Origin of the sequence: Vibrio sp. 10N.286.48.F5 (genome assembly GCF_041469785.1) — a bacterium.
Lineage (GTDB): Bacteria > Pseudomonadota > Gammaproteobacteria > Enterobacterales > Vibrionaceae > Vibrio > Vibrio crassostreae_C.
Map to the genome: position 1 here is coordinate 14,277 of NZ_JBFRLG010000010.1, position 14,645 is coordinate 28,921.

Consider the following 14,645-nt stretch of genomic DNA (forward strand, 5'->3'; position numbering starts at 1 on the left):
AATAAATTGCCTATTTCTACAAACTTGATATTCTTCCTCTGCTTTAGCTTACTTACTCTTAGCACTTGGAATGGAAAGTCGCCACTTATGAAAACACTCGCTCAGTTGTTACAGTCATATGTAGAACACAAAGGTTGGGATGATCTCGAAGGGATCAGAGAAACTGAAATTAGCGGCGTGTGGTTGTATAGAAGCAGTGGAGGGAATCAGCGTCAGCCATTTACTTACCAGTCTGGCATTATCATGCTCGGACAGGGTAAAAAGAACATCTACATTGGCGAAAGGCCAGTGACTTACGCTGCAGGTGATTATCTTGTGGTGGGTGTGCCAATGCCGTTAGAGTGCGAAGCCTTGCCTGTTAATGGTGAACCATTGCTTGGCTTGTCGATTAGCATTGATTCTCAACGCTTGCATAGCTTAGTCAAAAAGCTCGAAGATCAAGGCTTCTTAGAGAGCTACTGCAACAAGCACAAACAGAACTCGAGTGGCTTAGAATCGACGCCAATGGAAGAGCAAATGCTAGAGAGCTTTACCCGATTGGTGAAAACGCTGCATTGCGACATTGAGGCCAACATATTGGGCGATGCCATGGTAACGGAGATTGTCTACCGCGCATTAACCGGTTCAGAAGGGCGTGTGCTGTTTGATTTAGCTCATCATGATGGCCATTACGCACGTGTCGCTAAAGCGCTGTCTAAAGTGCATGAAGAATACGACCAAACCATCACTGTTCAATCGCTCGCTGACGAAGCCAACATGAGCGTGTCTGCCTTCCACTATGCATTCCGTAATGTCACTTTTGAATCACCACTGCAATATTTGAAGAAGGTTAGGCTCAACAAAGCGAAAGAGCTGATTCAACTAGAAGGCCTGCGAATCAGCGATGCTGCACGTCGAGTCGGTTATTCTAGCCCATCCCAATTCAGCCGAGAATTTAAGCGCCACTTCAATACTACTCCAAGAGCGGTTTAGTTCTTCTTTCAACGAAACTATGTGTTGAGAGCTATAATGCCAAAAGCTATGGCGACGATTGCTCATATTTGTTGAATTATATGAGTAAATGTATCTAATCATAGGCATTGTCAGATTGTAGGTATTTGATTCTCGAATATATTATTAACGTACTTATATAAAATAAGCTCTCGAAAATAATTAATTAAATAGCCTAAGAGTTTATGCACAGGTATAGGGGAGAAACTCACTAACTTAGCTATTAACGAAGTTTTAGTGTGAACAACCTATCAAATATTATCTAAAATTCTGGAATTACTCACCGTACTATCAGAGAGAGTATTCAGGATTATTGAATAGACTTAAAATTAAAGATAATTTAGCAGTTGATAAAGCCTAGCACGACGGATAATTAGTCGTTTGATGACTAATTATTCTGTAACTTGCTGATTTATAGTCACCTTAGAGTCTGACGGGTATCACGTTTACCCTAAAATAATTCACTTAACATGGCGCTACTTTAATCATTCTTCCAAATACGATTGTTAAATATAAATACGTATACCTATTTTATTAAAAGGACAATACCGATGAGTAGCGATATCATTAAAATTTCAAGAAACACTGAAAACGCGCCAATTAATTCTGTATCTACACAAACGGTCGCTTTTTCTCATTATAATAACTTTTCTGCTCAACTTCCGATTGACCCTAAAACGGGTGAAATAGTCATCGGTGATATTAAAGATCAAGCAGCACAATGTTTGAATAATATTAAAGCGATTGTTGAAAGCATCGACCATGTTATGGATGATGTCGTGAAGATTCATGTTTTCGTTAAGAATATTTCTGATATCGATGCTATTGATGAAGTTTACAAAAGCTTCTTCTACAACAGTCTGCCAACACGCACTGTCGTGGGTGTCGCTGCACTGACAAACAGCGATGCGCTGGTTCAAATGGATGCTCTCATTTCTAACGGTGAAGGCACTAAACCACAAGCACCTTGCGCTCTAATTAAGGTATCAAGAAATACGGATAATGCACCTCAAAGTACTGTGTCCACGCAGACTGCTGCCTTTTCTCACTACAACAATCTTTCAGCTCAGTTGCCTATAGATGTAGCCACAGGTGAGTTGGTTGATGGTGGTATCGAAGCGCAAACAGCACAATGTCTATCAAACATCAAAGCTATTCTAGAAAGTATCGGTCATGTCATGAATGATGTGGTTAAAACGACTATCTACCTAAAAAATATCGCAGATGCGGAAGTGGTAAATGAAGTATGTGCTAAATTCTTCCCAAGCTACGTTCCTGCTCGTACTGTTGTTAACGCAGCTGAATTACCAATGGGTGCTTTAATTCAAATTGATACATCCATTTCACATGGCGACGGTACACCGCCGCAATTACCAGAAGACACTCGCTTACTGGTTATTGAAACCAATAATACTGTTTCTGCACCATTCATGCCTTATTCGCATACTGTTGCTTTCTCTCACTACAATCATATTTCAGCCCAATTACCTTTAGATCCGAAAACAAATGAAATCGTTGCTGGCGGGGTAAAAGAACAAGCGGAACAATGTTTAAACAATATTAAGGCGATAATTGAAAGCGTTGACCATAGCATGGACGATACGGTGAAAATTAATATTCAACTTAAGGATATTTCAGATATTGATGTGGTAAACGAAGTCTACACCACATTCTTTAATGCTGAGCTGCCTGCAAGAACGGTAGTAGGGGTTTCAGAAATCCCAATGAATGCTTTAGTACAAATTGATGCTGTCGTTTCTAACTGTGAAGGGACACCTCCACAAGACGTTGTTGCATAAATCAATTGAACCCTTCTCGATAATATCGATCAGATCTCGGTTTAGCTTCCAAATAGGGAGCAAACTCAACAGGCCGAGATCTGATCCGTTCACTTCATTACTCAAGTCCATCGAAGCGACACACCTAAGCTTATCCCGTAAACATGGTATTTATAAGGTTGAAGTGTTTTAATATGAAAAACGGACGCTTAACGTAATAAAGAAAACCAGTTTATGCAATTTCGAGCCATTTTACTGCTATGCCTTACCCTAATAGGGTGTTCGTCCAATCAAGAGTTGGTACCCGACCCAACAACCATCACGCTATTTTATGGTGATACATCCATCGCCGCAGGTGTTTTAGAGGATAAAACATTCAATTCAGTCCTTGCCGATAGGGTTGAAAGCGTTACGTTTTCGGGCTCAATATCAAAGAAAGACTCTGGCTATTTTGTCGATATGTTAGTGATTCGAGAAACAAAAGAGCCACGTTCAACACGACAGCTTAACACCTCGCTTCTAATGAAACCGGGAGAGTTAGTAGATGTTGGCGGCGTGAATAACGATGTGTTCAGGGTAATCCTCGAGTAACAAAAATAAGGTGTTCAATTAATCTGATTTTTTGCTTTACCTCAACCTAACTTCAAGTCTTAAGCTTCTCTTACTGATTAAGAAGGAGCTTATTATGCAAAATAACTACGTAAAAGAACTCGCCGTTAAAACTTACCAAGAAGACCTTCAAAAAGAGTACGTTAGATCTAAAGCTCAGCCATTCCACGCCCCAAGTTTTATCGGTGGGGTGCTGTTGTCAGTTGTGCTGGTGGGACTGTTTTAATTTATGCAGAATTTCTGATCCATTGCCAACTCTCAACATATCTATTTGCTGCACTTTAATGCTTACGGCACAATCTCTTAGGTTGAATTGTGACGCTAATGTCGAGAGGAAGTGAAGTATGGCAAGTCCAAGAGTATTAAAGTCACAGATTACTGATATTACCTGTGGCGAGAATGTCACTATCATCGAGCCAAGTAACGTTTATGGCTGTGAGCTTAAAGATGATGTGTGCGTTGGCCCCTTTGTTGAGATTCAAAAGAACACCGTGATAGGTGCGAGAAGCAAGATTCAATCTCACACCTTTATCTGTGAGTATGTGACCATTGGAAGTGACTGCTTTGTTGGTCACGGAGTCATGTTTGCCAACGACTTATTCAAAGAGGGCAAGCCAGATCCTAATCCTGAAAGTTGGGGGCGTACCTTGATAGCTGACAACGTCACGATCGGTTCTAACGCTACGGTTCTGTCTGTCAGCATTTGCGAAGGTGCAGTAATCGGCGCGGGCAGTGTGGTAACGAAAGACATCACCGAAAAAGGTATCTACGCAGGTAACCCAGCCAAGAAATTGAGAGGTTTACCGTAACCGTATTAATAAGCCGTGGTTCATGAATCATAAGGTGCGGCTTTTTAGGGAAACATTAGAGTATTTGTCATGGATGTATTTTTACACTTACTTCAACCGAATGACGCGAGTGCGCTTTTGGATTTTGAGGTCGAAAATCGAGAGTGGTTTGAGCAATTTATTCCAGTTAGGGGTGATAGCTTCTATTCAAATGCAGGTGTGACCGAGCAAATCACCAGCTTTCTAACTGAATACGAGAATGGTGAGATGATTCCTATGTTGATCAAAGACGCCAATGGCACTGTCTGTGGAAGAATCAACATCCGCGATATCGACCAGATCGCCCATAGTGGAGAGCTAGGGTATCGAGTAGGTCGTTCCTTTGCTTCAAAAGGCATTGCGTCTAACGCAGTAAAGCAGTTTCTACTCTATTTGGAGGAACAGACCAACCTTAAATATGTTGATGCCTATGCGTTAGTGGGCAATATCGGTTCCAACAAAATCTTATCCAATACCGGTTTTGAATTGGTCGAGTATGTTGAGAGCTACGCGGTGTTTAAAGGAGAACATCAAGATGCTAATTTTTATCGTAAGGTTTTAGCTGACTAGGTGACTATCAGTGCCTTATACATTAGAAGCTGGCAGCGTCCTTCTAGCCAGCTTCGAGTATTTTTATTTAAAGGTTTAAGGTTACTTCTAGGTTTGGCCACTTCTAGATTTACGGTTACTTCTGAGGTTTGTTATGTTCGATTACGCTAATCGCGATAGCCAAAAACAGGATATCTTTCACTAGGAAGAAGTTAGTGACTAAGATGCCATCCGATACTTTCCAAGCGTTTGGCGTTGTAACCAGGAAGCTAAGTGTCACAACAAAGATAGCCGATGCAGCAATGCCTGAGTAGAAAGCTACTGTCGGCTTCTTAAATCCAACGATCAATCCAATCGCGACGATGATCTCCGCGCCACCCACCATGTTAGACACAGCTTGTACTGAGAACAGATTGTAAAGCCAGTTCATTGCAGGATGGTTTGCGATTAAAGGCTCGATAAGCATTGCTTCGGTTGGCGTAAACTTGTAAATACCAATCCAAGCTAACACCAACGCTACGCCAATCACGCCTAGGTTATATCCCACATTACTCTGTTTTAAATCATAGGTTTGAACATGCATAAAAGTACTCAATTTAATAAACTCCCTGAATATGACCGCAATAGCTCAGATTAAATTTCGCATTGAGAATAATAATTAATATATTTATCTAAAAACTTAATAGGTAGCGACTTATTGTCTCGATAGGAACTCAAAGGCTAGTGATGTTGAGAACCAAAGCAATGGGTAGGCGATAGTGCTGTTCAAAAGGTAACGCGAGCTTTCTAATTTTTGTTTTCAATATTCATGATTTGGATTAGATTACGCTGATGTTCACCCTAATTATAAGAAGAGTATAACCAGTGAAAATTCATAGAATTAACCCGACCAAACGTTGGTCTGATGTAACTGTTTTTAACGGTATTGCAAGCTTTGTGGAAGTGGCAGAGACGGATACAACAGCAGGAATTAAGAGTCAGGTTCAGCAAATCTTCGAACAAGCCGAAGAAATGATGAATTTGGTAGACAGCGACAAATCTCGCGTATTGTCAGTGACTATTTATCTCACGGATTTCGCTAACTTTGATGCACTCAATGAAGTTTGGGAAGCGTGGTTCCCTGAAGGCTGCGCGCCAAGCCGTGCATGCGTGAAAGCAGAACTTGCTAATCCTGAGCTACTGGTTGAGATGTCGTTTATGGTTGCTGCGGGTGAAAAGTTTCAATAAGCCGAACTATCGATTGAAATAAGCTTCGTAGATAGAAGTAACGAACAGATAAAACAAAGCCACTCAGGTGAATCACTTGAGTGGCTTTTTAGTGTTCTACGCTACCCGAAACTAAATCGGGTCAGGTATTAAGCGATACCTTGATCTCTTGCCATCTGCTTCGCGATCTTCGGCGCGTGCCATAGACACGGGAGCAAGATAAACGATACCGGAACCGCTGTGATTACAATGAACGACTGTAGAGCGGAGATGCCGCCTGAACCCATCGAGATAAGTGTGATCGCTACCGCACCCATGATGATACCCCAGAAGGTACGTACCGCTGCGTTTGGCTCTGTCGTACCCGTCATTACCACACTGATGGTGTAAGTCATTGAGTCACCTGTTGTCACGATGAACGTGGTCGTCAGGATCAGGAACAGAATTGCAATCAGAGTTGGGAACGGCAGTTGCGCGGTAATTGCTAGAAGAACCGCCGGAAGGTTGAAGCCTTCGAACGCACTAGAAATCACACCTGGGCTCTCTAATTCAAACGCTAGACCACTACCACCAACGATGCTGAACCAGAAACACGTTACAAGCGGTGCAACGATGCTAATAGAAACGATCATTTGGCGAATAGTACGGCCACGTGAGATACGAGCAATGAAGATCGCCATCATTGGGCCATAACCTAAGAACCAACCCCAGAAGAACACAGTCCAGCCACCTAGCCATGCTGTATCTTGGCGGTATAGCGCCATTGGGATGAAGTTATCAACCATTTCGCCCATACCCTGCAGGTAGCCATCAACGATGAAGCTCGTTGGGCCAACAAGAAGGATGTAGCCGATTAGACACACAGACAAGATGATGTTGTAACGGCTTACCAGTTGGATACCTTTGTTCACGCCGCTCAAAGCAGAAAGCGTGTACATTGCGATAGCAAAGATAATAACAACACTTTGAGTTGCAAAGCTGTCTGAAATGCCAAATAGTTCGCTCAGTGCGTAGCTGATTTGTAGGCCAAGGAAGCCGATAGGGCCGATAGTACCTGCGGCTACAGCCACGATGCTGCATGCGTCGACAACGTTACCAACCCAACTGTTAATCGCTTTGTCGCCAAGTACTGGGTAAAGCAGAGTGCGAGGCTTAAGAGGAAGGCCTTTGTCGTAATGCAAGTGCATTAACACGATGGAAGACAAACCACCTAAGATTGCCCATGCAAGGAAACCCCAGTGCATGAAAGATTGTGATAGAGCATTGAACGCCATCGCTTGAGGATCTGCGTTGCCATACAGTGGCGGAGCTGAAACAAAGTGAGCGATAGGCTCTGCGGCTGCCCAGAACACACCACCGCCGGCTAGCAGCGTACATAGGACGATAGACATCCATTTAAAGGTGGTCATTTCAGGTAGGGCAAGCGTTCCTAAGCGAACGTGGCCGGTGCGACCTAGTGCAAGCACTAAACCGATAATGAAGTTGAGAAGTAGTAGGACTTGCCAGAAAGCACCGAACCACTTAGTTGAATAACTAAAGCCGATGTTTACAAGTTCGGACAACACGGAGGTGTTGGTGAAGGCTAGGATGACAAAGAGGGTTAAAAAACTGCCACTAAGCCAAAAGACTGGGTTTCCGAGTTCCAGTTTTTCACCCAAAGATTGAGCTTTATTGAAATCGATAGAAGTAGATTCTGCGTTGATGTTTTCGTTGGCGACTTGCGTCAAGTTGGACATTATTTCTTCGCTATATTTGGCTCTTTCGAGCCTATGTATTTCTCCCACACTTGCATTGGAAATGTGAGATTCGTCAAAAAAATCCGCGATACTACCACAATTGTTAAGAAAAAGTGGGCAAATTTAGAAAAGAAATCAGTTCTACGGCGAAATCAATCCCTTTTGGTTAGTTTTAAAACGAAATTTCAGAACGAACAAATAAAGCAGATATGAATAGAGTTTTGTAATTAAGGATACGAATTAGGCGATATTTTTTAGCGTACCGAAATAAATTTAATATTAGTTGTTCGTGCAAAATAAGTGTCGACTCATTGCATGCTATAAACAAATTAATGCGAGTCATTTTATAAATATCGAATATTTTAGGTGTTAAATTGGCACTGTTACCTACAGTTGTTTTGCGAAGAGATTTAAGTGATGAGAAATATGACACTTAAATTAAGCATCTTGAAACAATAACTTAAGGGACAGCTAACATGCACCTAAACCAAGGAAGAGTGGCCAAGAAGGTTTTTACACTCAGTACTCTCACCGCGTCATGCTTAATGGCGTTCAACAGCTACGCGGCTGTGGATTGTTCAACGTTAGAAGCGTGGGATTCCGCCACGGTGTACACCGGTGGTGATCAGGTTTCACATGACGGCAGCGCGTACTCAGCGAATTACTGGAATCAAAATAACAACCCGAGCCAATTTGAGGGTGACTATGCACAATGGAAAAAGATTGATGTGTGTAGTGGTGGCGGTACGCCAAATGAAGTACCAACGGCTTCATTAACGGCACCCTCTGCTTCTGACGTGATTACTGAAGGCGATAATGTTGTATTGAGTGCAACAGCACTAGATTCTGATGGCAGTGTGGCTTCGGTTGAGTTCTTTGTTGATGGCGCATCTGTTGCGGTAGTCACAGCGGCACCTTTCGAAGCGACTTGGGCTGCAACGTCGGGTAATCATCAGGTTTCTGTTGTTGCAACGGATAATGAAGGCGCAGCAAGTGTTGCAAGTGCGGTTTCTGTTTCTGTTGATTCAGCACAACCAGGGAATGAAGCACCGACAGTTTCAGTTGCACTTTCAGTGACATCTGTTGATGTTGGTGGTGTAGTCACACTGACAGCAACGGCAGCAGATAGCGATGGCACGGTTGATAAGGTTGATTTCTACGTAGCGGGTGCTCTTGTGGGCACTGCTGCAACGAGCCCTTACACGTTAGATTACACAACAACTCAAGCGGGTTCTTTAGCGGTTTACGCGAAAGCAACAGACGACCAAGGTGCGACTGCAGATTCTGCGTTGGCATCTTTGACCGTGAACGGCGCTCCAACAGTGAGCACATGTCGCCCTGATGGCTTATATCAAACTCAAGGTGTCGATGTTCCTTACTGTACAATTTACGATGATGAAGGCCGTGAGAAAATGGGCGCAGACCATCCCCGTCGTGTCATTGGTTACTTCACAAGTTGGCGTGCAGGGGATGACCCACAAGCTGCTTACCTAGTAAATGATATTCCTTGGGAACAACTCACACACATTAACTACGCTTTCGTGAGCATCGGTTCAGATGGCAAAGTAAACGTCGGTGATGTAAACGATCCAAATAACGCAGCGGTTGGTAAAGAGTGGCCGGGTGTGGAAGTTGATCCGGCATTAGGCTTCAAAGGTCACTTCGGTGCATTAGCGACAGCGAAGAAAAAACACGGCGTGAAAACGTTAATCTCAATCGGTGGTTGGGCTGAAACAGGTGGTCACTTCGCGACTGATGGCAGCCGTGTGGCTGATGGTGGTTTCTACACCATGACGACCAATGCTGATGGTTCTATCAACCATCAAGGTATCGAAACATTCGCGACTTCAGCGGTCGAAATGCTGCGTAAGTACCAGTTCGATGGTCTAGATATCGATTACGAATACCCAACCTCAATGGCGGGTGCCGGTAATCCATACGACAAAGACTTCATGGAACCACGTCGTCAATACCTGTGGGCTTCGTACCAAGTGTTGATGAAAGTGCTACGTGAGAAGCTCGATGCGGCGTCTGCGCAAGATGGCAATCACTACATGTTAACGATCGCAGCGCCTTCTTCTGGTTACCTATTACGCGGTATGGAAACATTCGATGTAACCAAGTACCTCGATTACGTAAACATCATGTCTTACGACCTTCACGGTGCGTGGAACGATCACGTAGGTCATAACGCAGCCTTGTTTGATACGGGTAAAGATTCAGAGCTAGCGCAGTGGAACGTATACGACACGGCGGCTTACGGTGGTATTGGTTATCTGAACACGGATTGGGCTTACCATTACTTCCGTGGTTCTATGCCAGCAGGCCGTATTAACATCGGTGTGCCTTACTACACTCGTGGTTGGCAAGGCGTAACGGGTGGTGAGAATGGTCTTTGGGGCCGAGCAGCACTGCCAAACCAATCTGAATGTTCAGCGGGTACGGGTGAAGGCGAGAAAAACAACTGTGGCCATGGCGCTATTGGTATCGACAACATGTGGCACGATACCGATCCAAAAGGTAACGAAATGGGCGCGGGTTCTAACCCTATGTGGCACGCGAAGAACCTAGAGAAGGGTATTTGGGGCTCTTACGCTGAAGCTTACAAGCTTGATCCTGTGAATGATCCTTCAGATGTTCTAACGGGCACTTACACGAGAAACTACGACAGTGTGGCGGTTGCCCCTTGGTTGTGGAACGCAGAGAAGGGCGTATTCCTTTCAACAGAAGATAAACAGTCTATCGACGTGAAAGCGGACTACGTTATCGACAAAGAGATCGGCGGCATTATGTTCTGGGAACTAGCAGGGGATTATAACTGTTATGTTCTCGATGCGAATGGCAACCGAAGCTCTATCGATACGACTGAGCAAGCGTGTAACAGCGGTAACGGTGAGTTCCACATGGGTAACACCATGACGAAAGCTATCTACGATAAGTTTAAGTCTGCAACACCATATGGAAACAAAGTAGCGACGGGTGCTATTCCAACAGAAGCGCTAGATATCGCGGTATCGGTTGGTGGCTTCAAAGTCGGTGACCAAAACTACCCAATCAACCCTAAGATCACGTTCACGAACAACACAGGGCAAGCTCTTCCGGGTGGAACTGAGTTCCAATTCGATATCCCAGTATCTGCACCTGATAACGCGAAAGATCAATCGGGTGGTGGTTTGACCGTGATTGCTTCAGGTCATACTCGCGCGGATAACATCGGTGGACTAGATGGAACCATGCACCGAGTGGCGTTTACGTTGCCTACATGGGAAGAGCTTCCAGCTGGTGGTGTGTATGAGCTAGATATGGTGTATTACTTGCCAATCTCAGGCCCTGCTAACTATGCAGTAAGCGTGAATGGTGTCGATTATGCCTTTAGCTTTGAGCAACCAGACCTACCATTAGGTGATATCAGTTCGGGTGGCGGTAACCCTGGCGATGGTGGCACAAACCCAGGTACATGTGATACAGCTGGTTTAGCGGTTTACCCAGACTTACCTCAGAAAGATTGGGCGGGTAATCCAAGCCATGCAAACACAGGTGACCAAGTGGTTCACAACGGCAGTATTTACCAAGCAAACTGGTGGACAAGTTCTGAGCCGGGCAGTGACGGTAGCTGGACCAAAGTGTGTTCATAGTATTGATTTGTTGATAGAGGTGAGAGCTTTCTATCCCCACCTCCTTAAACAAACCACTTAACGTAGAGTCAAACGCCGAACTCAATCCTGTTCGGCGTTTTTTATTCATGGTCTTACTATGTTTTACGCCCGCTATGTCCGAACGGTGAAAAAGTAGAAGGTAGTGAGCGTGTAGAGGAATAACAGATATAAAAAAGCCCAAATAGATCCGCTCTATTTGGGCTTTTTCAGAAATATTTGAAATGCTAATCGCTAATTTAAGCTTTCGCTGCTTTCATCGCTTCCGTTTTTTTTTCCTTTTGCATTTTTGCAAGGAAGTAGATGTTTACACAAGCGATGAAACCGTTGGTCGCGACCACTGGCCATGCGTCAATCATAACGCCGTATGCTGTAAAGAGAGTACAGCCAATAAAGTTAAGGACACGCAGACGAACGATATCTTTCATTGTTAATGAAATTGCGACCATAATAGATGCCGCGTAACCTAAAATTTCAACCATATTGAATTCCATTGTTTGACCCTCTTAAATTTGCCGATACTTTGTCGGTACCAATTCTTCTCTTCATGAGATGATTGAGGAAGCTCCGTGCCTCGAATGGTCTGGTTATGTTTAACGAGGTAGACTATACCAACTCTGTTTTTGTGATTAAACCCCCAAAACGGGCAGAAGTGAAGGTTAGCGATTACGCAAACGTTTAATGACCTTTCTATTAACATAATTACTATTTATGTTGGGAGGTTAATTGATATTTATTCTTATATAGGTAAGGAAGCCGCGAATGATAAAACGATCCATTTGTGCAACAAAAAGCATAAAAAAAACAGCGTTGTTGGCTTTGATAGCGATTGGACTGACAGCATGTACCACACAAGAAATGCCGCCAACGCACAATTATGGTGTGGTCACCAGCGGTGATTTTGAGTTCATGGAAAACGGAGTAACGACGTACTCGTGGCACCCTGAATCAGAGCAGGTTTACCTTTCTCAAAAATACGATGAGACCGTAGTAACCGATCTAGTGCGTGATGCGATTGAAGATCAACTCGCTACGAAAGGTTATCAACTGAATCAAAATGGTGCAGTTGGTGATGTTGTTGTCGGTTTTGGATTGGCCGAAGAATCAGAGTTAAATGATGACTCGATTTTCGATGCGATTAAGCTTTCAACGGGGGTGCCATTTTATGATGGTGACGGAAAGGTCGCCGAGAAAGGATCGCTGTACATTGCTTTTTTCGTACCTAACTCTCAGGTCGTACAATGGCAAGCATTAGCACAGTCTGGCATTCAACCTGATTTAGAGCCAAGCGAGAGCAAACAGCGTATTACTGGCTTTGTTGAAATGTTATTTAGACGCATGCCTGAGCGATAGAATTAGGCGTTGGATGCATTCGTTGAGTCAATATTAGTTGTTGAAAATATGGTCAGATCGCAGATTATACTTTTTTATTTGTAACGAATGGTACAAATACGTAAAGCAACGTAAAGTTCGCGCTTCTTTTGCTAGCATTTGTCTATACTGCTCAAAACGTTAACTTAGGTTTGATTCAATGAAACTGTTTTCCAAATACTCTCTCCCTCTATTAAGTATATTCATTGTAAGTAACGCAGCGATGGTAAGTAATGCAGCTATCGCAGCACCTTCTATAGTACCAAGCCCACCTAGCCTAGGCGCAAAAGGGTATGTGTTAATTGATTTTAATTCTGGTGATGTGCTGGTAGAAAAAAACGCACACACTAAGTTAAACCCTGCGAGTTTGACCAAACTGATGACTAGCTATGTGGCTGGGCAAGAGATGCAGCGAGGCAACATCTCTGCTGACGATCAGGTACGAATCAGCGAGAACGCGTGGGCGAAGAACTTCCCTGACTCTTCAAAAATGTTCATCGAAGTGAACACCGATGTAGCAATGATGGACCTTTACCGCGGACTGATTATTCAATCAGGTAACGATGCGAGTGTAGCGATTGCGGAACACGTTGCGGGCTCACAAGATGCATTTGTGGATCTTATGAACTCTTGGGCCACGTCTCTGAAATTAGAAAACACCCATTTTGCGAACGCGCATGGTTTAGACGCTGACGATCTTTATTCGACTCCTTACGATATTGCACTACTAGGTCGTGCGATTATTCGTGATTTACCGGATGTTTATGGCTTATACAGCGAACGCTCTTTCAGTTACAACGGCATCACACAACACAACCGTAATGGCTTACTGCGTGATAGAAGCTTGACGGTTGATGGCATGAAGACGGGCTATACCTCTGGCGCTGGCTACAGTTTAGCGAGTTCGGCGACACAAGGTGAGATGAGACTTATCGCGGTTGTTATGGGCGCATCAAGCGTTAAGAGCCGTGAGTCAGACAGCAAACAGTTGTTGAGCTATGGCTTCCGTTTCTTCGATACTCTAAACCCGCATCAGGGTGGAGATGAAGTCGCTGAAGAGAAGGTATGGTTTGGTGCTAAAGATACATTGAAGCTGGGTGTTGCAGAAGACACGTTTATCACACTACCTAAGTCAGACAGTAAAAAGCTAACGGCATCGATTGAACTTGATTCTGAGTTGAAGGCACCGATTGCAGAAGGTCAAACACTAGGTGTGGTTCATTACACAGTCGATGGTGAAGATGTGCAAACTCAGCCATTGATTGCGCTAGAGGCTGTTGAACAAGGTGGAATATTCAAACGTCTGATGGATTACGTTAAGTTGTTTTTCGCGAGCCTATTCTAAATAGGGTCGTTATTCAGCTAAAACGAGAAAACTTAATGGGCGTTGTGAGCAAATCACAACGCCCATTGTTATTTCTACATCCATGAAAACACCGTCATCTACTTTCTTTATTAGCCGTAGCGGACGGTTTCGATTACTATACGCAAAATTTAGCAGTGTAGTCACTTATGACCATAGAGATAAAGAACGTAACCGAACCTGAAGTAACTTGTGCCAATTGTCAGGCATGCTGTTGTCGTTTAGAGGTTATGATCATCACAGATACCGGCGTTCCTGAAGAGCATATTGCTTATGACGAGTGGGGCGGCGAAACCATGCTGCGCTTAGATGACGGTTGGTGCTCTGCGGTAGATAGAGAAACACTGATGTGTACTATTTACGAAAACCGACCTTGGATCTGCCGTGAGTTCGAAATGGGCTCTTACGAGTGTGTGGAACAACGCACAGATGTTATGGGGTAGGCGTCTGCAACATTGAAGCTAGTAACGAAAGTACGCTACCGGCCTGTGATAAGCACATAAAAAATTAAACTTCAGGGTTCTATATCTCAAGCAGATTTAGAACCCTGATGCGTTTAATGA

At 43.8% G+C, this 14,645-nt stretch carries 14 protein-coding genes; 11 read left to right on the forward strand and 3 right to left on the reverse strand.

Going from position 1 to position 14,645, the window contains the following annotated elements:
* The first annotated feature begins 87 nt into the window (after nucleotides 1-87).
* The 6 genes from AB4185_RS08420 to AB4185_RS08445 all read left to right on the forward strand — a co-directional run bounded on the left by AB4185_RS08420 (nucleotide 88) and on the right by AB4185_RS08445 (nucleotide 4,774).
* On the forward strand, nucleotides 88-972 hold the full coding sequence (locus tag AB4185_RS08420) for an AraC family transcriptional regulator (RefSeq protein WP_017062661.1): 885 nt from the start codon (nucleotides 88-90) through the stop codon (nucleotides 970-972).
* Between the two features lie 569 nt (nucleotides 973-1,541).
* Nucleotides 1,542-2,789 (forward strand): RidA family protein, encoded by a 1,248-nt coding sequence (locus AB4185_RS08425; RefSeq protein ID WP_372135333.1) that lies wholly within the window; start codon nucleotides 1,542-1,544, stop codon nucleotides 2,787-2,789.
* Between the two features lie 213 nt (nucleotides 2,790-3,002).
* Nucleotides 3,003-3,359: a hypothetical protein gene (locus AB4185_RS08430; RefSeq protein WP_017062659.1), complete on the forward strand. Its 357-nt coding sequence runs from the start codon at nucleotides 3,003-3,005 to the stop codon at nucleotides 3,357-3,359.
* Between the two features lie 94 nt (nucleotides 3,360-3,453).
* On the forward strand, nucleotides 3,454-3,603 hold the full coding sequence (locus AB4185_RS08435) for a hypothetical protein (RefSeq protein WP_017062658.1): 150 nt from the start codon (nucleotides 3,454-3,456) through the stop codon (nucleotides 3,601-3,603).
* A gap of 118 nt (nucleotides 3,604-3,721) precedes the next feature.
* Nucleotides 3,722-4,186 (forward strand): acyltransferase, encoded by a 465-nt coding sequence (locus AB4185_RS08440; RefSeq protein ID WP_372135334.1) that lies wholly within the window; start codon nucleotides 3,722-3,724, stop codon nucleotides 4,184-4,186.
* A gap of 69 nt (nucleotides 4,187-4,255) precedes the next feature.
* Nucleotides 4,256-4,774, forward strand: coding sequence for a GNAT family N-acetyltransferase (locus tag AB4185_RS08445; protein WP_017062656.1), 519 nt, complete (start codon nucleotides 4,256-4,258; stop codon nucleotides 4,772-4,774).
* Nucleotides 4,775-4,889: 115 nt separating this feature from the next.
* Here the strand turns inward: AB4185_RS08445 and AB4185_RS08450 are convergent, their stop codons facing one another.
* On the reverse strand, nucleotides 4,890-5,336 hold the full coding sequence (locus AB4185_RS08450; RefSeq protein ID WP_017062655.1) for a DUF417 family protein: 447 nt from the start codon (nucleotides 5,334-5,336) through the stop codon (nucleotides 4,890-4,892).
* Between the two features lie 281 nt (nucleotides 5,337-5,617).
* Here AB4185_RS08450 and AB4185_RS08455 point away from each other — a divergent pair, with 281 nt between their 5' ends.
* Complete coding sequence (locus AB4185_RS08455) at nucleotides 5,618-5,980, forward strand: RidA family protein (RefSeq protein ID WP_372135335.1); 363 nt, start codon at nucleotides 5,618-5,620, stop codon at nucleotides 5,978-5,980.
* 128 nt (nucleotides 5,981-6,108) lie between these two features.
* Here the strand turns inward: AB4185_RS08455 and AB4185_RS08460 are convergent, their stop codons facing one another.
* Entirely contained in the window at nucleotides 6,109-7,695 is a 1,587-nt protein-coding gene (locus AB4185_RS08460; protein WP_372135336.1) for a BCCT family transporter, read from the reverse strand.
* Between the two features lie 476 nt (nucleotides 7,696-8,171).
* Here AB4185_RS08460 and AB4185_RS08465 point away from each other — a divergent pair, with 476 nt between their 5' ends.
* The gene (locus AB4185_RS08465; RefSeq protein ID WP_372135337.1) at nucleotides 8,172-11,330 is read left to right on the forward strand and encodes a chitinase C-terminal domain-containing protein; all 3,159 of its coding nucleotides are present in this window, start codon (nucleotides 8,172-8,174) and stop codon (nucleotides 11,328-11,330) included.
* Nucleotides 11,331-11,587: 257 nt separating this feature from the next.
* Here the strand turns inward: AB4185_RS08465 and AB4185_RS08470 are convergent, their stop codons facing one another.
* Nucleotides 11,588-11,842, reverse strand: a complete 255-nt coding sequence (locus tag AB4185_RS08470) for a YgjV family protein (protein WP_010430226.1) — start codon at nucleotides 11,840-11,842, stop codon at nucleotides 11,588-11,590.
* A 268-nt stretch (nucleotides 11,843-12,110) separates the two neighbouring features.
* Between AB4185_RS08470 and AB4185_RS08475 the strand changes: the two genes are divergently transcribed.
* From AB4185_RS08475 to AB4185_RS08485, 3 genes are all read left to right on the forward strand, one after another.
* On the forward strand, nucleotides 12,111-12,701 hold the full coding sequence (locus AB4185_RS08475; protein WP_372135338.1) for a DUF4136 domain-containing protein: 591 nt from the start codon (nucleotides 12,111-12,113) through the stop codon (nucleotides 12,699-12,701).
* A 178-nt stretch (nucleotides 12,702-12,879) separates the two neighbouring features.
* Nucleotides 12,880-14,064, forward strand: coding sequence for a D-alanyl-D-alanine carboxypeptidase family protein (locus AB4185_RS08480; RefSeq protein WP_017091846.1), 1,185 nt, complete (start codon nucleotides 12,880-12,882; stop codon nucleotides 14,062-14,064).
* Between the two features lie 167 nt (nucleotides 14,065-14,231).
* Nucleotides 14,232-14,525: a YkgJ family cysteine cluster protein gene (locus AB4185_RS08485; protein ID WP_017076090.1), complete on the forward strand. Its 294-nt coding sequence runs from the start codon at nucleotides 14,232-14,234 to the stop codon at nucleotides 14,523-14,525.
* The last annotated feature ends 120 nt before the right edge of the window (nucleotides 14,526-14,645 follow it).